This is a genomic window from Macellibacteroides fermentans (assembly GCF_013409575.1).
In the GTDB taxonomy this organism is placed as follows: Bacteria; Bacteroidota; Bacteroidia; order Bacteroidales; family Tannerellaceae; genus Macellibacteroides; species Macellibacteroides fermentans.
The window spans coordinates 508,808-530,436 of sequence record NZ_JACCCY010000003.1 but is presented as its reverse complement, the minus strand read 5'-3'; the positions used below and the strand labels follow the sequence as shown (position 1 = coordinate 530,436).

General features: G+C 42.3%; 16 protein-coding genes. 5 read left to right on the top strand and 11 right to left on the bottom strand.

Annotated features, from left to right (window positions below; genetic code table 11):
- Positions 1-20 precede the first annotated feature (20 nt).
- The 3 genes from F5613_RS11585 to F5613_RS11575 form a co-directional block, all read right to left on the bottom strand.
- Positions 21-164 carry a hypothetical protein gene (locus F5613_RS11585; protein WP_179399865.1) on the bottom strand — a complete coding sequence of 48 codons (144 nt, stop codon included), beginning with the start codon at positions 162-164 and terminating at the stop codon, positions 21-23.
- A gap of 16 nt (positions 165-180) precedes the next feature.
- Positions 181-1,287, bottom strand: a complete 1,107-nt coding sequence (locus F5613_RS11580; RefSeq protein ID WP_179399864.1) for a 6-bladed beta-propeller — start codon at positions 1,285-1,287, stop codon at positions 181-183.
- 337 nt (positions 1,288-1,624) lie between these two features.
- The gene (locus F5613_RS11575) at positions 1,625-2,752 is read right to left on the bottom strand and encodes a 6-bladed beta-propeller (protein ID WP_179399863.1); all 1,128 of its coding nucleotides are present in this window, start codon (positions 2,750-2,752) and stop codon (positions 1,625-1,627) included.
- A gap of 335 nt (positions 2,753-3,087) precedes the next feature.
- Here F5613_RS11575 and F5613_RS11570 point away from each other — a divergent pair, with 335 nt between their 5' ends.
- The gene (locus tag F5613_RS11570; RefSeq protein ID WP_179399862.1) at positions 3,088-4,191 is read left to right on the top strand and encodes a hypothetical protein; all 1,104 of its coding nucleotides are present in this window, start codon (positions 3,088-3,090) and stop codon (positions 4,189-4,191) included.
- A 200-nt stretch (positions 4,192-4,391) separates the two neighbouring features.
- A complete protein-coding gene (locus F5613_RS11565) occupies positions 4,392-5,924 on the top strand; it encodes an AbgT family transporter (RefSeq protein WP_246303400.1) in 1,533 nt (510 codons plus the stop codon).
- A gap of 78 nt (positions 5,925-6,002) precedes the next feature.
- Here F5613_RS11565 and F5613_RS11560 read toward each other — a convergent pair whose 3' ends face one another.
- From F5613_RS11560 to F5613_RS11540, 5 genes are all read right to left on the bottom strand, one after another.
- A complete protein-coding gene (locus F5613_RS11560; RefSeq protein WP_179399861.1) occupies positions 6,003-8,816 on the bottom strand; it encodes a M16 family metallopeptidase in 2,814 nt (937 codons plus the stop codon).
- Between the two features lie 323 nt (positions 8,817-9,139).
- Positions 9,140-10,246, bottom strand: a complete 1,107-nt coding sequence (gene dprA / locus F5613_RS11555) for a DNA-processing protein DprA (protein WP_179399860.1) — start codon at positions 10,244-10,246, stop codon at positions 9,140-9,142.
- Positions 10,247-10,268: 22 nt separating this feature from the next.
- Positions 10,269-10,676, bottom strand: coding sequence for an acyl-CoA thioesterase (locus tag F5613_RS11550; RefSeq protein WP_068181428.1), 408 nt, complete (start codon positions 10,674-10,676; stop codon positions 10,269-10,271).
- A gap of 84 nt (positions 10,677-10,760) precedes the next feature.
- A complete protein-coding gene (locus F5613_RS11545) occupies positions 10,761-12,020 on the bottom strand; it encodes a peptidase U32 family protein (protein ID WP_179399859.1) in 1,260 nt (419 codons plus the stop codon).
- Between the two features lie 97 nt (positions 12,021-12,117).
- Positions 12,118-13,221 (bottom strand): SGNH/GDSL hydrolase family protein, encoded by a 1,104-nt coding sequence (locus F5613_RS11540; protein ID WP_179399858.1) that lies wholly within the window; start codon positions 13,219-13,221, stop codon positions 12,118-12,120.
- Positions 13,222-13,511: 290 nt separating this feature from the next.
- Here F5613_RS11540 and dusB point away from each other — a divergent pair, with 290 nt between their 5' ends.
- From dusB to F5613_RS11525, 3 genes are all read left to right on the top strand, one after another.
- Positions 13,512-14,525 carry a tRNA dihydrouridine synthase DusB gene (gene dusB / locus F5613_RS11535; RefSeq protein ID WP_068181436.1) on the top strand — a complete coding sequence of 338 codons (1,014 nt, stop codon included), beginning with the start codon at positions 13,512-13,514 and terminating at the stop codon, positions 14,523-14,525.
- Between the two features lie 290 nt (positions 14,526-14,815).
- On the top strand, positions 14,816-15,664 hold the full coding sequence (locus F5613_RS11530; protein WP_068181439.1) for a head GIN domain-containing protein: 849 nt from the start codon (positions 14,816-14,818) through the stop codon (positions 15,662-15,664).
- Between the two features lie 26 nt (positions 15,665-15,690).
- Positions 15,691-16,482, top strand: coding sequence for a head GIN domain-containing protein (locus tag F5613_RS11525; protein WP_179399857.1), 792 nt, complete (start codon positions 15,691-15,693; stop codon positions 16,480-16,482).
- On the opposite strand, the gene F5613_RS11520 is transcribed toward F5613_RS11525, so the two are convergent.
- The 3 genes from F5613_RS11520 to F5613_RS11510 form a co-directional block, all read right to left on the bottom strand.
- A complete protein-coding gene (locus F5613_RS11520) occupies positions 16,479-17,492 on the bottom strand; it encodes an NAD-dependent epimerase/dehydratase family protein (protein ID WP_179400027.1) in 1,014 nt (337 codons plus the stop codon). The genes F5613_RS11525 and F5613_RS11520 overlap by 4 nt on opposite strands.
- 111 nt (positions 17,493-17,603) lie before the next feature.
- Positions 17,604-19,679 carry a beta-galactosidase gene (locus tag F5613_RS11515; RefSeq protein ID WP_179399856.1) on the bottom strand — a complete coding sequence of 692 codons (2,076 nt, stop codon included), beginning with the start codon at positions 19,677-19,679 and terminating at the stop codon, positions 17,604-17,606.
- A gap of 105 nt (positions 19,680-19,784) precedes the next feature.
- Complete coding sequence (locus F5613_RS11510; protein ID WP_179399855.1) at positions 19,785-21,590, bottom strand: Na/Pi cotransporter family protein; 1,806 nt, start codon at positions 21,588-21,590, stop codon at positions 19,785-19,787.
- Positions 21,591-21,629 lie beyond the last annotated feature (39 nt).

Genomic DNA, 21,629 nt, shown 5'->3' with positions numbered 1-21,629 from the left:
CTTTTATATAAATCATTTAATTATATTTTTAAAGGTTGTTTGTTGTAAAAAAAGAGTTGGACTTTGTTCAATACTTCCACTTTTTTTTTGCGCTGGTTGAAATTCCAGCCGTCTGCCATAGCCATGATATTGATAAGGACTATTCCGTAGATCTTTTTCTTCATCTGATAAGTTTCAGTTTTATTTGATAGAAAATAAGACTAAAACTGGATTAGATTCCTCATTCCATGATTTCAATTTGCTATTATCTTTTTGTAATTTAGCTTGTAGTTCTGAATAATTCATAAGAACAAAGAATTTATTTTTCGCAACGCCCTCAATTTGTGATGTTCCTTGAAGTGCCATTTCGTTCATAAGGTCTATTTTTTTAGTTTGTAGGGCTTTGTTTTTAGGTATAAGCACATAGGTCGCGGATGGTGTAATGAAGGGCATACATACGAAATACTCCTCATTTTCATATAGGCTGATAATATCTTTGACATGATCGGTCTCCTGTATGAACTTACCAGGATTCTTCTCAAGCTCTTTTAGTCCATCTTCTGAAATGTAATATTTTGAAAAAACTGTATACTGATCAATCAGTTCGCCTTTTGGGGAAATAGAATATATAGTAGGTGTGAATCTTTCATTATAATAGATTTTTCCGTTAGAGCGATAAAGATAATGTTTTGAACACCTCATGATATCCATTTCATTGATGTTTTTATACTTACTATCCAGGATGGACGTAACAGAGTTCTTTGCATGATTGAAACAAGCTAATTTCATTTTTTGTCCTTCCGGACCGAAAACATCTCTTAATATGAAGGATTGTTTATCAAGATAGCAGAATTCCAAAAAGTGTTCTCCCACATGTATAACTTCGTAATTATCCGGATCTGCTTGTGCATATTTGATAATATTAGATTGGGCATTATCGGCAACATAGATATTGTTTTCATTATCAACGTCCATATCAATTATTTCAATATATTCTCCGGCCCCTTCTCCTTGTTTGTTTATGGAAGATATAAATTTCCCATCTTTATCAAAAATGTAAACCCCTTTGTTTTGATCCCTATCCAGAATATAAAATTTATCGTTCTTGTAGATGATTTTATTGATATCTCCTAGTAAACAATATTCTTTTGTTTCCAAAGGGATGTATTCGATATCTTTGATTTCGAATTCACTGTCACTTAGATTGTCGAAATCAATAATATTACTTTCTATTTGTTTGTTGTTTAATTGGTTACAAGATGTCAACCAGATACATAAGATTGAAATAGTAAAAAACAGCTTATTCATATTGTTGATTTTTTTAGAAATTGTTGTAAAATAAATGTAGCATACTGCTTTTACAACAATTTCTTGTGAGTTGCTTAATTAATAGGAGCAAGTCATGGTTAATGCAAAAATATAGATAAAATAGACTTAAACAACAGTTAAAAGAGCAGTCAAGAGTGAGTTTTGGTAACTGGCTGAACTACAGCATGTATGTCAGCAAATTGTCAGAGAAATGTCATCAAATTGTCATCGACCTTAATCCGGATCAATGATAAATTGAGATTCAAAAAAAATAAACCGATATTAAACAGTAAAAATAGGCTGCACGCACTTTAAAATTATAGTGTTGATTTCCCCTTCATTTGAACCAATATTTAATCAGTATCGGATTTTGTTCTCTATCCGCCTGTAACAGTTTTTCCAAAATAATTTGTTGCTTGTCGTTCAGCATCTCCTTGGTCACACGTTTTTCTAAATCAACCCATTGGATAGGCATCATGGCATATTGGTCTGTAACTATGATTTCTTCTCCACGATACGAGTTAAACCACACTTTTTCATCAAATTCTATGATATATTTGGATTTGCCGGTGGATTTGTCATAGATGATATTTGCCCTATGGTCGTTATCTTTCCACAAAACAGATGCGAATATATATTTGTCGTTATGTCTTACAGCCTGTATCATGTAAGAATATTGAGCATACATTTCTTCTATATTCTTAGTAAAATTCATTTTAGCCTCTTGCGAGAGAACAGCAGTTCTACCATCTTTGGTGTATTTCTCAAAATCAAATTTAAAAAAGGCTTCCAAATGCTTTTTTCCTATTTTATAAACAATAGGATGGAACGGTCGGTAAAAGAACCATTCATCTTTATATTGATAGGGTATTTGTGAATAACTTCCGATAGATATATCTTCTTCAAATTCTTCATGTAATAATTTTTGTTTATTCAAATCGAAATAAGCAATTTTTTTAGGTTCAAACAGAGAATGAGACACATAAATATCATTATCTAAAGCTGCAAGCGAGTGAGCCACCTTAAACTCCGGATAAGAAATTCGTTTGGTTTCAATAAAATCCCCCAATAAACTATAGACATGTATTCGTCCATAAGGTTCCAATATTTCCAGATTGCCGGAAAAGGGATTAATATTAAAATCCGAAATAAATGCATATTCTCCAGCTCCTTGTCCCTTTGTTCCTATTTTATATAGAAATTTACCGGCCTTATCAAACACAAAAATAAGACATTGGGGCTTATCCAATGCATAATACTTATCATCATGTTCAACCACTTTGGTAAGTGCTTGGACAAGAGCATCAGATGATGTTTCCAACGGAATAAGGTCTATGGAACGGAAGTAGTCGAATAAAGAGGCTTTCTCTGGGTGATCTAAGTCAACAGAGATAGTGTTATCCGATTGTCTGGGGGCACACATGACAAAGCATAGTGTAAAAAGCAAGATAAAGATATTTCTCATATTACTATTAAATTAAAATAAGATAAAGCAACTGATAAATGAGGGATTATCTCATTTGCAATAGTATCTTTGTTAAGTCCTTTATACATAGGGGCGTTGTTATTTGTTGTTTTGCAATTACAAAAACGCTTCCTTTTTTATCAATTATTAAAAAAGCCAAGATTACTTCAGTAGCAAGTATGGTTAATGCAAAAGTATATATATAATAAACTTAAACAACAATTAAATGGACGGTCAAGGATTAATTGAGGTAACTTTCTGAACCACAGCATGACTGTCAGCGAATTATCAGAGAACTTAATCTGGAATCAATGGAAAAGTGAGATGAAATGAATATGAAACAAAAGATTTTGATGATAGTATGTTGTGTAGGGCTGACCTTTTTATTCGGCTGGTGGCTGCAGAGTGCTTTTCATATACAACAAAATAAGTTGTGTTCAGAGTCTTCTCTTGTGTTTACAGATGTGTTGCAGCGAGAAAAAACGTTACAGATAGGGAGAGTGTTCGGGAACTATAATCCCCAAAAATCTCCTAATGCAATATCGGGTGCTGAGAAAAGTGAATGGTGTGATCAGGATTTTTTATTTTACCGTGATTCAACCCGTACTTTGTTGGACAGTCTCTTTCGTACTACACTTTTAGAACGTAAAATTGAGGCAAATACAGCTATTCGTTGTAAGTGGAATGGTCATGTTATTAATACTTCCTCCGACAGTATTTTTTATGAAGAAGCGATTCCCTTAAAACAATTTATCTATCGGATTGATGAGAATCCCGATAGAAATATCATGTTACAAGCCTATATACAATTCCCTTTTGGAACGGTTTGGCGACATAGTCCGCTAATGTGGATTATTGTGGGAGGATGGCTTTTATTGTTTGGTTCGGTTACTGGTGGCTACTGTTTCTGGTATCGAAAGATGCAGAGGGTTGCAGAGCAAGAATTGCAGTTGAAGCAAAAAGAGCAAGAACAGCTGGTATTAAATCAACAACAAGAAGAAGAGAGGTTAGAACTGCAACGGCAACAAGAAAATCTGAAACAACATCAACAGGAATTGCTGGAAAAGGAAAAACGCTTACCAATTCCTGAGCCATTAATCCAGGATAAAAGAATCAAGTGGGTGGAATTATCAAAAGATTTGTTTTTTAATGAAGAACATGGTGATTTATGCTATAAAAATGACACGAATATCCGTTTGACAGAGAATTCATTAAGACTATTTTGTTCTTTCATTCAAGTTGAACAACAGAAATTGACTTATGAAAATATATGCATAGACGTATTGTCCCGATCGATAAAAAATGGATTATCTAAAACGGATCGCGATGCTGTAGCTAATGCGATTCGACATTTACGAACACATTTGAAACAAATAGCTGTCATCAAAATAGAACCGATCAGGGGTATAGGATATCAAATGATTTTCCTGAATTCTTAAGTGTGTAATTCTTAATCACAAAAGGATAATCCAAAATCAGCTATCGCAATCTGGTAAAGTTGTTATCTGCTTGTATGTTTGAAGTTTAAGGGTTTTATTGTATATTTGTTCAGAAGGGGCGTGATTTGTTACATAATGTATCCGGTTTGTTACGGATCCTGTCTTTTTTGAATAATCTGCTTCCAAAATATATGAATAGAATGATGAAATTTTTTGACAAAAAAATTTATAACCTTAACCTGATGCATATGGTGGAGAGGGTTGGAAATGCGTTACCTCATCCTGCGGCATTGTTCGGGTTGTTTGCTGGATTTACGTTGGTGTTTTCGGGTGTGGGACATTGGTTGGGTTGGAATGGTATCCATCCGGCTACCGGTGAGTTGGTTGAGGTGGTTAATCTTCTTTCAAAGGAGGGGCTTCATCGCATATTGCTGGATATGGTTGATAACTATACAGGATTTGCTCCGTTGGGTATTGTAATGGTTGCCATGTTGGGAATCGGAGTGGCCGAAAGTAGCGGCCTGATCCGGGCGGCTATCAATGCATTGCTGATTAAGGCTCCCAAAAGTTCGATTACATTTATGGTGGTGCTAACCGGAATTCTTTCAAATGTGGCTTCCGACTTAGGATATATCCTGATAATTCCTTTGGCTGGTGTGATTTTTCATTCGTTGGGCAGACATCCCATCGCCGGTATGTCTGCAGCTTTTGCCGGTGTTAGCGGTGGATTCAGTGCCAACCTGATTATTGGCACTATCGATCCGCTATTAGCGGGATTATCCACCGAAGCGGCCCGTATCCTGGATCCTGATTATTATGTAATGCCCACGGCCAATTACTATTTTATGGCTGTGTCTACCATCGTGATTGCTGTGACCGGTACCTGGGTTACCAAACGGTTTGTGGAACCGAGATTGGGCCATTATTCCGGGGATGTACCCAAGGAGGAGATTACCGATCTGACTTCAAGAGAGAAAAGCGGTCTGCGTTGGGCGGGAATTACATTGGCACTTTTTATGGGGGTGGTTGTCTGGGGATTGGTGCCCGACCATGGGTTCTTGCGTGGAGCCGATAATCAGGTACTGCATTCGCCGGTTCTGAAGGGATTCATATCGTTCTTGTTTATCCTTACCGCTGCCTGTGGTATCGTGTATGGCTATGTGGCCGGCACTTTTAAAAAGCACGAGGATGTGATAGCCGGAATGAATCACAGCTTTAAGGGATTGGTCTCTTTTCTTGTACTGGTCTTTTTTGCCGCTCAGTTTGTAGCTTGGTTCAAATGGAGTAACCTGGGATTGCTGATTGCTCTGAAGGGGGCTGCCTGGTTGCAGGCTGTGGATATGGGTATTATTCCTTTGGTGGTGCTGTTTGTGATACTGTCTGGTTTTATAAATATGTTTATGGGGAGTGCATCGGCCAAGTGGGCTATCATGGGACCCGTCTTTATTCCTATTTTTATGCTGTTGGGTTATTCGCCCGAACTGTCGCAGGCAGTTTTCAGAATAGGGGATAGTGTAACCAATATAATCTCGCCGATGATGAGTTTCTTTGCTTTAATTATAGTGTATTACCAGAAATACGAACCCAAGGCGGGTATAGGTACATTGATGGCAACTATGCTGCCTTATTCGTTTGCCTTTTTCTTGGTATGGAGTGCCTTGATGATTGTCTGGATATGGCTGGCATTGCCGCTTGGTCCGGAAGCCGGCTTGTTCTATACAACCGGGCAATAGTATTTATTTGAACATTGTGGATAAAATAAAAAGAGCAAATGGTTTTCCATTTGCTCTTTTTGTATGGGGTGCCTTACCTTAGTGCGAGGGTTCCATAACCACTTCGACGGTGTTGCCTTGTTTTAACAGAGACTTGGCCAGGTTTTGAATACTTGTAGGGGTGATCGCATTCAATGTTGCATCATAGGTGCTGTGATCGTCACGTTTCTTAAAGTAATAGGTGTCGATCGTATTTAACCAATAGCTGTTTTCCTGCAATGCTTCGGCATGTTTCTTTAGCAGGTTTTCCTTCGTCTTATTGAAATCTTCCGGACGAGGACCAGTTTCCGCTATTCTTTTTAGCTCATTGTGTACGATGGAGTTCATCTGGGCACGCTTGGCAGGATCTGTATCGAAATAGGTCTGCAAAACGGTGCGTCCTTCGGGGAAGCTCGAAATTTGAGCCGAAGTCTGCACTCCGTAGGTTCCTCCTTCATCTTCGCGTACTTTCTCCATGTACACCAGATCAAGAATCTGCTTGAACATGGTAAGTGTAAGCCGGTTTTCGAGGGTATAAGGCAATTCGCCGCTGAAAAAGTTCACTACCGAAGCCTTGGGAGTTTGAAGTGAACGGGCAAAATGGTTCACCGCCGAGCCTTTACGTATAGCCGGTACCTCGTTTACATTTCCTTTTTCCACTCTTTTGAGAGAGGGAAGGGTGGCCAGATATTGTTTGGCATATAGCTTGAGGCTGTCTTGATTTATATTACCCACAAAGGTGAAGGTAAAGTCGGATGCATCGGCAAAGCGTTCCTTATACATATCAAGGATGCGTTGGTAGCTTATCTTCTCGAAATCACTCTCTTTTAGTCGCACCGTCCTTGGATTATTATTGTAAATTTCCTTGGTTATGGTGTCGCTGAAGGCAACCATCGGATTGAGTTCGTAGTTTTTTAACTGAGCTTTGGTACGTCCCTCAAAAGATGTATAGGCTTCGGTATCGGGGCGCAGGGCTGTAAACTGAAGATAGATCAGCTGGAAGAGAGTTTTCAGGTCGGCCGGAGTTGATTGTCCGTTCAGACTTTCGTTATCCATACCCAGACTTGCTGATACGGAGGCTTTCTTCCCGGCAAGGACTTTGGGAAGATCCACTGCACTGAAGTTACCCAAACCGCCCAGTCCAATCACATCGTTAAAAAGTTTCAGGTTGGCTGCATCTTCTTTGCCAAACAGTGAACTACCACCCGGACTGGTGGCGGTCATCAATACCTCATCTTTTTTCAGTTCAGTAGGTTTCACAACTACCTTAACCCCATTTCCAAGGGTAAGAACGGTTGCCCCGAACAAGGGGTCTTTCTCTTCTTTCAGAATGGTTCCAGGAGTAGGTTCTCTGGCAATAAGAGGTTCGTTTGAGACAGTTTCCTTGTACGCTTCAACCTCTTGCTTCTGGGCTTTCATAAAGGTACGCAGCAGATCGTCTTCGGTGGGGTAGGTGAGTCCGGCTTTTTCGGGACCTGTAAGAGAGATAACGATATTTTTATCGCCAATCATGTCCTGTATATACTGGTTTATCTGCTCAACAGGTATACCCGGTGCAATCTGGTTAATCAGCGCATACTCGGTCTCGATACCCGGAATATATCCTCCATCGGTAAAGTGAGTAACATATTCGTTGGTGTAGGCATCGTTTTTCTGCTTATCGCGTTCGTTGAAATGTGTTTCGTAGTTCTTAAGCACATTGATGCGTGCCCGTTCGTATTCGGATGCTGTGAAGCCGAATTTCTTGAGTCGCTGTGTTTCCACCACCATGGCCGTAAGGGCTTCGTTTATGTGGTCTTCCTTGGCCAGGCAGGCAACTGTCCACGCGTCTTTAGATTTGGCTATCATATATTCGCCGTCGGAAGCCTGGGCATCCACAAAGGGAGGGTTCCCTTTCTGAAGCAGCTCGTTGAACCGGTCGTTCATCATACTGCTGGCTACATTGCGGATGTAATCCATCACAAGGCCCATGGGGGTTGCATAAAGGTCGCGGGGAAGCTTGTCGTGTTTGTAGAAGAGGTACAGAATGGTGTTGGATGCCTCTTTATCCGTTGCTACCGAAACTAGCGGAAGATCGTTATCCGGCACCTGGTGCAAGACGCGTTCGGCGGGATTAACCGGTTTGGGGATATCGGTAAACATCTGTTTCAGGCTGTTCTCAACCTGGTCTACGTCTACATCGCCTACGATAATTACTGCTTGCAGATCCGGACGGTACCATTTTTTGTAATAGGCACGTATTTCATCGTACTTAAAATTATTGATTACGTTGATGGACCCGATGGGCATGCGGTTGGCATACCGGCTACCGGGAAACATTTTGGGTAACTGTTGCTCCCACAGACGAGCCTGGGCATCCTGACGGGTACGCCACTCTTCGCGAATTACACCGCGTTCTTTCTCGATGGCGGAGTCTTCCAAGGCAATGAATCCTGACCAGTCGTGCAGGATCAACAAGCAAGAGTCTACCACTTCGCGGCGGTTTACCGGGGCGTTCATAATCATATAAACGGTTTCATCGAACGAAGTATATGCGTTGAGGTTTTCGCCTCCGCGTATTCCAACACTTTCAGTAAAATCGTCTATGCCATGCCCGGGAAAATTCTTGGTTCCGTTAAAGGCCATGTGCTCAAGAAAGTGTGCCAGTCCGGCCTGATTGTCTTCTTCCTGCATGGAGCCAACCCGTTGGGCGATGTAAAAATCGGCTCTTTCCTTGGGTTGTTCGTTGTGCCGGATGTAATAGGTCAGTCCATTGGCCAGTTTGCCATAACGTACTTTAGGGTCGATGGGAAGGGGTTGCATTTGTTGCTGGGCTGTTATTGGAAGGATAAATCCCAGCAGCAACAGCCAGACTAAATAACTTCGATTTTTCATTTTGATCAAATTCTTAAATTGTTTTCGTGGGGATATGGTACAATAGAGTAACAAACATAACTAATAAAATTCAAAAATTAATATATTTTGACTATTTTGTGATATAATTCGGTTCGATTAAGTCTTTTTGACATAACAGCGCATGTTATTTAACATGTTTTATTTGAAAAAGACTTGACAAAAGGGCTTTTTGCCTGTATCTTTGCATCGTGGTTTTTTCATAATAGTATTAGATTTAAGGTTAACAAAGTTTGGTTAGGGGATGTCGGGATGACATCCTTTAATTGTTTATAGGGGGAGCTATCTCCCTTTTTTTATTATAATCATCTTACAAGTCTGAACATACCCCCCGGCATGGTTTTTATTTTTCCCTCCATCTCCAGTTCAAACAGCTGTGTGGTTAGGTTGCGTATCGGAATATTCAAGGCGATGGCCATCTGATTTACGTGCAGCTCTCCTTTTTCCTTCAGAAGTGTGACTATCGGATGAGCGTTTTCTTCTTCAAATGCAAGGCTGTGCTGTACATTGCTTGAGGGGGATTCGTTACTTTCCCAGCGCAGGGCCGCAATCAGATCGGCGGCACAGGTGATTAGTCCTGCTTTATTTTCACGGATCAGTTTGTTGCAACCTTTGGATTGCTCGTCAGCTACTCTTCCCGGAAAACAATAAACATCCCGGCCATAGGAGAAGGCGATGTCTGCCGTAATGAGTGATCCGCCTTTACTGGACGATTCAACTACGAGGGTAGCATCTGATAACCCCGCTACGATACGGTTTCTTTTTATAAAATTCTGTTTGTCGGGATTTGTTCCGCTGGGGAAGTCGGTTATTAATCCTCCTTGCTGCAACATTTCAATGGCGGTGTTGCGGTGTATGGCCGGATATATCCGGTCAAGTCCGTGAGCCAAAACCCCGATGGTAGGCAATTGATTCTGCAGGGCGCTGCGATGTGCACAGATGTCGATTCCGTAGGCTAGTCCGCTTAGCACCAGAAGATCTGGAAAGTGTAACGCCAGATCCCGGATCAAGGATTCAGTGAGATCCTTGCCGTATGTAGTGGCGTTGCGCGTACCCACAACGCTGATTACCCTCTGTACATCCGGTTTGATATTGCCTTTGCTATAAAAAAGGATGGGAGCGTCTTCGCACTGCTTAAGGCGGTGTGGGTAGGTACTGTCTGTATAGAAATGGCAGTCGATTTTGTTTTTCTCAATAAAGGTGAGCTCCTTTTCTGCTTTCTGCAGTACATCGGCGCGCAGGATCTCGGTCGACAGGGTAGGACCGATACCTGTTATTTTTTCGAGTTGGGATTTCTTTTCAGTAAAGATGGCCTCCTCGTTTCCTAGAGATTCCAAAAGATGGTGGGCAAGAATATCGCCCACCCCGTTAATCATCGTAAGTCCTATCTGGTAAATTCGTTTGTCGGTCATGGTTATTTCATAATGTGATTTACTAAAGAAGATTATGCCGTTGTAACAGGTCGTCGAAATATTCGCCCCGGGTAAGCCGCCCGTTGTCTACCACCACCGATTCAACAACGCCTTTAATTGCCAACGCACCATCGCTGTCGCGGTAAATGTCTTGCAGGAATTGTAACCGGGGACCGTTTTTTACGATGTTTAGGCAGGAGGTGAATGTATCGCCGCTGCGTAAAGGGGTTTTGTATTGGATATCCACCCTGGAAACAAAGGCGTCTATGCCCTTTTCGTGCATGGCTCCGAAGTTTTCGCCCAATGATTCGAGAAATTCATGACGGGTATGTTCCAGGTAATGCTGGTAATTGGCATTGTTTACAACACCCTGAAGATCGCATTCGTAATCGCGTACCTTCATTGATAGTTTAAAGATGTATGATTTCATTGCTTATACAAGTTCTGATTATGGATATATAAGAAATCAGATCCTTGCCGCACAAGGGCAGGAATCTGATTTTAGTAGTGTTTGTTATTTTAACTCTTTTTTCTGTTCTACCGGAACCATCTTGTACAGACGATCCGATGGACGTACTTTTTCTCCTACCTTGAACGAGAAGCGTTCGCCCTTTACGGTTTCCTGAACCGGATTGAGTTCTACGCGAATCTCATCGATGGTCTGCATCACTGCTCCGGTGGTGGGACCGGTAATCAGGATTTCGTCGCCTACCTTGAGTGAACCCGACTCCATTTCGAATTCGGCTACGCCCAGAGAACTGAAATACTTGATCCCCTTAGCCACATATACTTTGCGTTTGGTAGAACCGGATCCGTACTTGCTGCTCCATTCGCCCAACCGTTGTCCCAGGTAATAACCGTCCCAGAAGCCCCGGTTGAATACCGAACGTAACCGCTCGTCCCATGCCTCAATCTTTTCGTCGGTATATGTTCCGTTACAATAGGCTACTACGGCCTCTTTGTAGCAGGAAGTCACGGTGCGTACATATTCGGGTCCGCGAGCACGTCCTTCTATCTTGAATACACGCACCCCTGCATCCATCATTTTATTCATGAAATGAATCGTCTTCAGGTCCTTGGGCGACATGATGTACTGGTTGTCTATATCCAGTTCGATGTTGCTCTCCTTGTCCTTCACGGTATAGCCACGGCGACAGATCTGCATACAGGCTCCACGGTTGGCCGATGCATTCATCTCGTGCAGGCTCAAATAGCATTTACCGGAAACAGCCATGCAAAGAGCTCCGTGGGCAAACATTTCGATCCGTATCAGCTGGCCGTTAGGACCTTTAATCTGTTGCTCCTGTATCTGTCTGAATATTTCGCTTACTTGTTCGAGATTCAGTTCGCGGGCCAGAACAACCACATCGGCAAACAGCGCATAAAACTTAAGAGCTTCAACGTTCGATATGTTTAGCTGTGTGGATAGGTGCACCTCCACCCCGATGCTTCTGGCATAACTCATGGAAGCTACATCCGAGGCAATGATAGCCGAAACATCTGCCTCTTTGGCGGCATCGATAATGGTTCGCATTAATGAAAGATCCTCTCCGTAGATAACCGTATTTACGGTCAGGTAGCTTTTGATGCCGTTCTCTTTGCAGATGGCGACTATTTTGTGTAAGTCTTCCGTTGTAAAATTGTTGGACGAACGTGAACGCATGTTCAGTCCCTCGATGCCGAAATAGATAGAGTCGGCACCTCCCTGAATAGCAGCCATCAATGATTCGTATGAACCGACAGGCGCCATTATTTCAAATTCTTTTTCGCTCAACTTCTTGATGTTTTAATGGTTACAGGGTGCAAAGGTACATAAATTTGCCCTGTAACCATTCCAAAACTTCTTAATATACATAAATTCGAACGATCGGTTAATATTCCCATCCGGTGATGGAACGCAGGAAAGGAACCAGCTCGTCGGCCCCTTTGTACTGCTGTGCCTTGGATGGATGCCAGCTTGCGCCGTAACCCAGACTTCCGTCGGCGGGAGTAAGGTTGAACCGGTATACCTGGCTGTCGCCTGCTTCATTGGCTTCGCGTGCAACACGGTTCAGGGCAGTCTGGACATCTTCAAGCGGTTTTCCTTTTAACATGCAACCACTTAATAGTACAATCTTTGCTTTGGGATAGTAGCCCCGAAGCGTTTTAAGAAAATTACGATATCCCTGCTCTAATAAACCGGTATCGTAAGGTTGGGTGCTTACGTCGTTTGTTCCCAGATTAACACATACCACATCAGGGGTATACCGGCTGAAGTCCCATACCTCGGTCGTATCTGTAAACAAAGTCTGTGTGTACATGGCTGGCATACAATCTTTGTTGCCCGTCTTTGGACCATTGTAATTGCGGTAGATTCCGATGCCAGAACGGGCAACAACCAGACTTTGTGCATTTAATGCGCGGGCAGTGGCGGCAGCATAGGTGTAGTAATGATTTTCAGTCTCGTCCTTGAAGGGAGCGTTAGGATCGGTAACTTCGGTTCCGTATCCACAGGTAATTGAATTGCCGATGAATTCGATCTTCCTTTTGGGAAGCAGTGGCAATTGGGGGATGGTTCTTCCTGCATCCAGCAGGAAACCCCTGAATTCGGGTCTGCGCAGATAGCCTTCGTAGGCAAGCGTGATGGTTATTTGATGCAGGATATCGTCCAGGTTGTCGGCCAACTGTACAACTGAATCGTTTTCGAGGGATGCAACCTTGAAGGGTTCGCGGTTGTCTATTTCAACCATAAAGTAACCACTATTTGGCTTTACACGCATTGCAATGGAAGTTCCTTCAAAACAGGCTCGTATCTGTACCCCCGGATAGGTAAAACAGGGCGACTCCGGGTTAGTGAAACTTACCCGGCCAACATAGGCTATGTTTGGATTGCTGGCGGTGATAATTGTTTGGGATGTGGGTTTCTGCGCCTGAGCGGCGGCGATTGTAAGTAGTCCGAAAATGAACAATACTAGCGAAAATCGGTTCTTTCTCATGAGTTTATATTGAATTATATCTGATATTTATACAAACTAATTATAGACAATATACGATTGATCCGGCAACATGCTTCATTTTTCGTGCTTGACGTGGATATGAACAGGGTGGCCGTTTCATAACATTAAGAATTGATAACGTGGCAAATATACTGCTTTCTTGTAAGAAAAGCAGTACTTTTGTCCCCAATATACAATCTATCGGAGAACACGGATCGTTTGGATCAGGGTATCCCTACGAAGTACATCCGGAATGTTTTCTGTTCTTTTTTTAATAATACATTACAATAATGAAAATTGGTTCTATAGATTTAGGCGAACGTCCGGTTTTTTTAGCTCCCATGGAAGATGTTACAGATATCGCATTTCGGTTGATGTGCAAGCAATTTGGTGCCGACATGGTTTATACAGAGTTTGTTTCCAGTGATGCGTTGATTCGTAACGTATCTAAAACCCATCAGAAGCTTACAGTATCTGATGAGGAACGACCCGTGGCGATTCAGATTTATGGCAGGGAAGTTGAACCCATGGTTGAAGCAGCTAAGATTTGCGAAACGGCAGGGCCCAATATTATTGACATAAACTTTGGTTGTCCGGTAAAGAAAGTAGCAGGTAAAGGAGCCGGTTCCGGGATGTTACGTAATATCCCGATGATGCTTGAAATAACTCGTGAGGTTGTTAAGGCGGTGAATCTGCCGGTAACGGTGAAGACCCGTCTGGGATGGGATCACGACAGCAAGGTGATTGTTGAGCTTGCTGAACAGCTGCAGGATTGCGGTATTGCAGCTCTTACCATTCATGGCCGTACACGTAGCCAGATGTATACCGGTGAAGCCGATTGGGAATTAATCGGTCAGGTTAAGAACAATCCCCGTATGCATATTCCTATTATCGGTAACGGAGATGTTACCTCTCCGGAAATATGTAAAGAACGTTTCGATACCTATGGTGTGGATGCCGTAATGATTGGCCGTGGAAGTATCGGCCGCCCCTGGATATTCAGAGAGGTAAAGCATTTTATGGAAACCGGGAGCAAACTGCCTGCCGAATCTTTTGAATGGTACCTGGATGTGCTGAAAAGACAGGTGATGCAAAGTATAGAACGGTTGGACGAGCGGCGCGGTATTTTACATATCAGGCGACATTTGGCTGCGACTCCCCTCTTTAAGGGAATAGCCGATTTTAAGTCTACACGCATAGCCATGCTTCGGGCAGAAACCATTGATGAGTTGTTTGGTATCTTGAATAATATACCTGAACAGTTCAATATTGGGGCCGAAAAAATTGATTTACATCAAATTTAAGAATTTATATGACAATATAACAATTAATTGTGTTAATACTTGATTGAATATGGAAGAGTTCGTTTTATATTTGCAACGAGTTTTTTTCATAGTATTTTAGATCTAAGGTTAACAAGTCTTTGCAGGGAAGGAGTCGGGAGACTGTTTCGTTGAAAAGCAAAAAGAACTGCCTGCCTGACTTTGTGTTAGGCGGGCTTTTTTTATTTTTGTAAAAAACTTTGTTCTTTGTGTAACCATTGAAGTATATTGTACGTCTTATCAACAAATAGAAACCATAAATATTCAACGATATGTGTAATAAGAAAATTATCTGGGTAGTTGTTCTGGTGATGGCTTCCCTTAGCAGTTGGGCCTCTGCAAACATTAAAGGGAATGGTTCTGTAGTTACCAGGGAAATCAAAGTCTCGGATTATTCATCCATTCGTTTGGGAGGAAATGTATCTTCTTCTTTAGGAGAGAGTATTAAAAAATTGTTCTCGGGAGAGAAAAACAGCGGTTCCACGCCCGTATTTATTTATAGTCAGACTGATGCGCCTGCTGCGCTTAAGGTAACTTTAGATGAAAACCTGATCGAATACCTTGAGATCAAGGTTGAAAACCGTCAGCTGATTGTACAGACCAAAAAGAATATCCAGGTGAATCCTACACGCTTCGAGTTACGTGGACATTCGCCTTCCTTGCAAGAGGTGAAGGTGGGAGGAAGCTATGATTTTCGCATTGAAGGCCGTTTGGATTCCGATAAGCTGTTGCTTTCTGTTTCAGGGTCGGGTTCTGTACGCGCATCCGAAAATATTAAAACTTCGGTATTCTCGGCCAAAGTGAGTGGCAGCGGGAATCTTTATCTTAAAAATATTTCAACGAATCAATTGGAGACCAAAATATCGGGTAGCGGAAATGCCAACCTGGGTGGTATAGCCAATGTAGGAGACTTTGCTGTGTCTGGAAGCGGAAATATCAATGCGTTTGAATGCCGGGTTGGCGACCTTTCTTGTGCTGTGTCTGGTAGCGGCGATATGAAAGTGCTGGCTTCCAATAAACTTAAAGCGTCTGTTTCCGGAAGCGGCGACATTCAATATAAAGGAGCTCCCGATGTGGATTTTCATACCTCAGGATCGGGATCTATTCGTAAAGCTAATTAATGAAAAAATTTACAAAACGAACTAAAATGAAAACAAAAGTATTTTTCTTTTCGGCGATTGTTACGCTGCTGCTTGCTACCGGATGTTCGATGCATGTTATTCAGGGAGATGGAAATCTGGTTACAGAACAGGTAGCGATTGGAGATTATTCCGAGATTGCCGTGAGTGGGGGGCATTTGGATTTTACTTACCAACAAGTGGATTCGTTACCATCGCTGGAAATAACGGTGGATAAGAATATAAAAGAGGTCCTTGAGGTGAAAGTTGAAGGAAGTAAGCTTATTATAAGACCGTTGCGCAGAGGAATGAATCTGCGTCCTACTCAGTTTGTGATCAAGAGTAATTCGAAAGAATTACGTAAGCTCGACCTGGCAGGAAGTGGCAAGTTTATAGTAGCAGGTCCTTTCAGATCCAATGAGCTGGAGGTGGATGTTGCCGGTAGCGGAGATATCCTGTTGCAAGATACTGCGTTTGTAGACAAGGTGAAGATTGATTTGGCCGGTAGTGGAAAGTTTAACGCCACATATCTGACAGGAACGGAAGTGGACGGTGATATTGCAGGTTCCGGAGCCATCAATCTTGCAGGTAAAGTAAAGGCTTTAGTGTTGGATATCGCCGGAAGTGGTGAGGTAAACGCCTTTGATTGTGAAATAAACGATCTGAGTTCCAGCATTGCCGGAAGTGGAAAGGTGGATGCTACTGTAATGAACAGTATCAAGTCGTCTGTAGCCGGAAGCGGTAAAATCCGCTATAAAGGCACAGCTTCACAAATTGAAAGTAAAAACATGGGGTCGGGAAGCGTTACAAAAGTAGATTAATGTTTTAACCAACCCTCCTTACGATACCAGTCAATGCTCTCTTCCAACCCTTTTCGTAAAGGATAAGAGGCTTTGAAGTTCAAGTCATCCTGCAGTGGCGTAATATCACAAATCCAGTTACGCTGCTTCAGGATGATGTATTTATCGGTGTTGAGCGTCATCTCCTTACCGATGATTTTGCCAATCATCTCCGAGCACCAGCAGGCTATTTTAACGACGCCAAGAGGAAGCCGTCCGCGTAATACCCATTTTTTGCCCAGAATATCCTGAATCATGCGGGCAAAAGACTCGTCGGTATGTACATCGCCGTCGGCCACAAAATAGGCTTTGTTTAGCGCCTTTTCGTTTTCAATGGCCAGAAATGCAACCCGGGCCAGGTCTTTTACATAGATGAAGGTGATTTGCTGCGGAGTAAATCCGGCGGCCATATCTATTCCGGATTGGATACTTTGTATCTCCATGAAATAGTCTCGTTCGCCCGGTCCGTATACTCCTGTAGGATAAAGTATCACGTATGGAAACCCGGTCTGTTCGCGAACATACTTTTCTGCCAGCATTTTACTTTTTCCATAGACTGTATTGGGCCTTTGCGGATCGGTCTGTTTGATTGGCGTGAACGTTTTTTCGTCGCCCGGTCCAAAACTACTGAGACTGCTCATCAGAATAAACTTTTTGGGAGAACATCCCGATGCTTGAAGGGATTGCAGAAAGATCCGGGTCTGCTCGGCATTAACCTTGTAGAAATTTTCTTTTTTCAATGTTTTGATTAATCCTGCATTGTGAATAATATAATCCCAGGCTCCATGCAGGCGGACGTGTTCGGTAAGTTGTTCCGTCAGCTTTGCGGGGTCGTCGTACGGTAAATCGATAAACCGGATACGGCTGTCCTGTAATCGCTTCCTGTTACTGGAGGCACGGATGCCTGCCCAGGTTTCGTATCCTCTGCGTAGTGCTTCTTCCACCAGAAATCCGCCAATAAAACCACTAGCTCCTGTTATTAATACTTTCATCATGCGTTCATTTTGGGCAAATGTACATATTTTTATTAAAAAGTGAACGGTCTGCCGCCAGCTCTGTGAGCATGGACCGGCAGACCGTTGTCTTTCTTACGTTAGTTGAGGTTATTCTTCCCAGACTAAAACTCCGGCAAGAGGAATCTTCTTTTCCCCAATCACGATTCGTGCTTTGTTGTTAAGAGGGAAATCGAATGCTTCGGGTCCGTAATTGACAGCAATACCGAATCCATCGCGGTATTCCATCCATACTCCCTGAGGCAGGTCCATCAATGAAGTCCCGTTTAAAGCATAGACGCGTTTAAGGACATCCTTTTCCAAAGATCCGTCGCTGCTGTCTACTCCGATGTAAGTTACACTTCCTTTGCCTAACTTGCGATGCAGTACTGCTGCTTTGCCTGCATAGAAATCGTTCACATAGGTACCCCATACCTCGGTTTGACTATCGGGAGTAAACACTTCTCCCCAGCTAACCCAAGGGTAGTTCTTTTCATTCATTTGTACAGTACCTGGATCTGAAGGTACAAGCAAGTCGAAGAAATCCATTTTTGCCCCGATCAGATTGACCATCTTTCCGCCAAATGGCATTTCAAACAAGCGGTCGAAGCGGTCTTTCTGTCCACTACGGCAAGACAATACCAAATGTCCGCCCTGTTTGGCATAATTTGTCCACTTCTCGATCAGCTGATCGTCTACCAATTGATAAGCCGGGGCGATAAGTACCGGATATTTGTTCCAGTCGGCTTCTTCATTAACCACATCTACCGGAGCGCCGAAGCTCTTTAATGGCTTATAGTATTTCTGAATATGGTTATCGGTATTCCATTCGACGGTTTGTTTTTGTTTACTCATACTCCATGTGTTGTCTACATTATGCAGGATAGCGGTTTTTCGTTTGGTATATTCTGCCGGAAGTTGAGCTTTGGGATTATATAGTTTCCGAAGCTTGGCTATGTCCGTAATAAATTGCTGATACTCCAATCCTCCTCTTGAAGGTGTGACACCATCAGTCCCAACAATTCCTGCATGATACTGTTCGTCGCCATAGATTGGCTGGCGAAAACGATAGGTACACGTAAAATCGCTTCCTCCGGCAAAAACTGACCATAACCACAATCGGACAGCACCCGGATAAGGTTGCGGATTAACTGTACCCCAGTTTACCTGACCCGGTTGAAGTTCCATTACACCGTACATACCACCAATCGGACGGAAGTAGTCGTTGGCAAAGGGAATTAGCATCGGATCCCCAATACGGTACCCCTTTTGTCCGATTCCGAGTCCCCCTGAAACGATGTAGCGTGTGTAGCTGTAAAAGTCGAACAACTTGGATTTTCCTATGTGTCCAGCCCAATAATCCGGAATATAGTTAGAGGTGATCCATTGTTCAGGAGTACTATATTTACGGATTTCAGCAGCTTGTTCATCAAGGAAAGAGGCCGATTCGTAGGCGGTAAACCTTCTATAGTCCAGCATTTGATGGGGATTTTGTCCCCAATTTGACGGAAGTGGGAAATTAATCTGATCAAATGAACTGTAAATCTGACTCCAGAAAGCTGTTCCCCACGCCTTGTTGAGCTCTAGGATTTGGTTGTTGTATTTATTCCGTAAAAATGATCGGAAACGTAATAGCGCATCGGTGTTATAGTCCTGACGAACACCCGGTTCATTGTCAAGCTGCCACCCCATTATCCGGCTGTCTTTACCATACCTTTTAGCCAGTTCAGCAATCATCTTAAGCGAATACTGGCGGTAGAAGGTGCTTGAAAATGAGGCGTGCTGACGGGCCCCATGGTCCACCGTCGTTCCGTTTTCATTCTTTATCAGGATTTCCGGATGTTTACGTGTCAACCATACCGGTGGAGTTGCGGTGGAGGTACACAATATAACTTTCAGGTTGTGCTTAGCGGCGATAGCTATAGCCTTATCCAACCATGCAAAATCGTACTTCCCTTCTTCGGGCTCGAGCTGTGCCCATGCAAATTCGGCAAAATGGGTAAACTCAAATCCCATTTCGGACATTTTCCTTAGATCGCGGTCCCATTGACTCTCATCCCAATGTTCCGGATAATAGTAGGCTCCAACGGTAGTCAGATTCTTTTTTGGGAAAAACTCTTTTTTATCCCGGGCAATCAATCCCCAGGAAATACATAGCGAAATAACAATACAAAATACTCTGATCATGGTTTTTACAATTAAATAAATACTCAAAAATTCATTAGTCTATTTGTGGTTGAAAAAAAAGGCACAACCCTGAAAGCTGTGCCTTTTTCTGATTAAAATACAGCTTTAAATTTTCTTTTCTATAACTGCCTGAACAACATTAAGAACATAATCACCCAGTTTTTCACATTCGGCTACCATATCCATATAGTATACCCCAACCTGGTAATCATAGGCTTTGTTGTTAACATCTTCCATATTCTTGATCTTAAGCTGGTTCCGGTAATTGTTGATTTCATTCTCTACGTTATAAGAGACATTGATGTCATCATGAACTGCTTCCGGTTTATGTAAGATCACATTCATTTGTTGTAAAGCCTGATCTACTATCGCAAACATCTGGTCCATATTATGGTTCAACGATTCGGTGAACTCGCCTTTCCCTTCATTGCGTCGTTTGATGGCACGGGCCAGGTTATTGCACGAGTCGGCTATACTTTCAATCTCCGTAACAGCCCGAAGCATGATACGGATCTCCTCCTTGCTTTCGGAACTTAAACGACCTTCCGCCACAAAGGTAAGATAATTTGCTATTTCAACTTCCATCCGGTCGCTTATGCTTTCATACTTTTCAATCCGGCTGTAAATTTTAAGAAACTTATCTTCGTTTTTCTCATAGAACAACTCTTTCACCATGCCAAGCATACGATAGGTCCGGTCTCCATAAACGGCTATCTCCTTCTTTGCCTGCATCAACGATAACTCAGATGTGGAAAGCATTCCCGAAGGGATATACCGAAGCTGGAATTCTTCTTCTTCGGCTACGTTTTTGGGCTTGATAACTGCCGAACAAACGTAAACATAGAATTTGACAAACCATACCATAATACATACATTGAGGATGTTGAATACCGTATGAAACAGGGATAATCCGTACGATACAGAAACTTGTAAGGATAATAGTTGTTTTTGTAAAGCTACCAATGATGGATCTGTAAGCTCCATATTGGAAGTAATCAGCGATATTGTACGTGGATCTAATTTACTTAGGAAGTGGGTAATTCCATTTGGATCTCCTGGTCCGAAATTAGTCACTATCCAAGAAATCATTTGGATGAATGGATAAAAAACCACTAAAACCCAAAATACACCAAACACATTAAACATCAAATGAGCTAATGCTGCACGTTTTGCAGAGACATTGGCTGAAATAGCAGCAATATTTGCCGTAATGGTTGTACCAATATTCTCTCCCAAAACCATTGCTGCGGCCATTTCAAAAGGAATCCATCCTTTGGTGCACATAATCAAAGTAATTGCAACTGTTGCGCTGGAAGACTGAACAATGATTGTTAAAATGGTTCCAAGGAAAAGAAAGATAAGTAGGGAAGGAAATCCCATTGATGTATAATTCTGTAAAAATGCAAGAACCTGAGGGTTACTTTGGAGATCAGGGACAGATGATTTTAGAAATGAGAGTCCCATGAAAAGAAAAGAGAAGCCTAGAAAAAATTCCCCCCAGGACTTTCGTTTACTTTTTCCTGAAAATATCAGAGGAATACTTATCCCTATTAAGGGCAATGCAAAAATACTGATATCTACTTTAAATCCAAACAGAGAAATAATCCATGCAGTAACGGTTGTTCCCACATTTGCCCCCATGATTACTCCGATGGACTGGGCCAGCGAAAGCAGACCTGCATTTACAAAACTTACAACCATAACGGTTGTTGCACTAGATGATTGAACGAGTGCAGTAATTAATACCCCTGTAAGAATTCCTGTAACCCGATTGGTTGTCATTACCGACAGGATAGAACGAAGTTTATCCCCAGCGACTTTCTGGAGCCCTTCACTCATTATCTTCATTCCATAGAGGAATAAACCTAATGATCCGATAAGGGTCAGAAAATCAAAAAATGAATAATCCATTTAAAAATCGTTTAATTGGATAGTAAAATCCGATTTATA

What these genes read in the sequence shown, in the direction of transcription:
- F5613_RS11580 (WP_179399864.1), bottom strand. Translation starts at nt 1,287, where the DNA reads ATGAATAAGCTGTTTTTTACTATTTCAATCTTATGTATCTGGTTGACA.
- F5613_RS11565 (WP_246303400.1), top strand. Translation starts at nt 4,392, where the DNA reads ATGATGAAATTTTTTGACAAAAAAATTTATAACCTTAACCTGATGCAT.
- dprA (WP_179399860.1), bottom strand. Translation starts at nt 10,246, where the DNA reads ATGACCGACAAACGAATTTACCAGATAGGACTTACGATGATTAACGGG.
- F5613_RS11530 (WP_068181439.1), top strand. Translation starts at nt 14,816, where the DNA reads ATGTGTAATAAGAAAATTATCTGGGTAGTTGTTCTGGTGATGGCTTCC.
- F5613_RS11560 (WP_179399861.1), bottom strand. Translation starts at nt 8,816, where the DNA reads ATGAAAAATCGAAGTTATTTAGTCTGGCTGTTGCTGCTGGGATTTATC.
- F5613_RS11525 (WP_179399857.1), top strand. Translation starts at nt 15,691, where the DNA reads ATGAAAACAAAAGTATTTTTCTTTTCGGCGATTGTTACGCTGCTGCTT.
- F5613_RS11540 (WP_179399858.1), bottom strand. Translation starts at nt 13,221, where the DNA reads ATGAGAAAGAACCGATTTTCGCTAGTATTGTTCATTTTCGGACTACTT.
- F5613_RS11520 (WP_179400027.1), bottom strand. Translation starts at nt 17,492, where the DNA reads ATGAAAGTATTAATAACAGGAGCTAGTGGTTTTATTGGCGGATTTCTG.
- F5613_RS11550 (WP_068181428.1), bottom strand. Translation starts at nt 10,676, where the DNA reads ATGAAATCATACATCTTTAAACTATCAATGAAGGTACGCGATTACGAA.
- F5613_RS11575 (WP_179399863.1), bottom strand. Translation starts at nt 2,752, where the DNA reads ATGAGAAATATCTTTATCTTGCTTTTTACACTATGCTTTGTCATGTGT.
- F5613_RS11570 (WP_179399862.1), top strand. Translation starts at nt 3,088, where the DNA reads ATGAAACAAAAGATTTTGATGATAGTATGTTGTGTAGGGCTGACCTTT.
- F5613_RS11515 (WP_179399856.1), bottom strand. Translation starts at nt 19,679, where the DNA reads ATGATCAGAGTATTTTGTATTGTTATTTCGCTATGTATTTCCTGGGGA.
- F5613_RS11585 (WP_179399865.1), bottom strand. Translation starts at nt 164, where the DNA reads ATGAAGAAAAAGATCTACGGAATAGTCCTTATCAATATCATGGCTATG.
- F5613_RS11510 (WP_179399855.1), bottom strand. Translation starts at nt 21,590, where the DNA reads ATGGATTATTCATTTTTTGATTTTCTGACCCTTATCGGATCATTAGGT.
- dusB (WP_068181436.1), top strand. Translation starts at nt 13,512, where the DNA reads ATGAAAATTGGTTCTATAGATTTAGGCGAACGTCCGGTTTTTTTAGCT.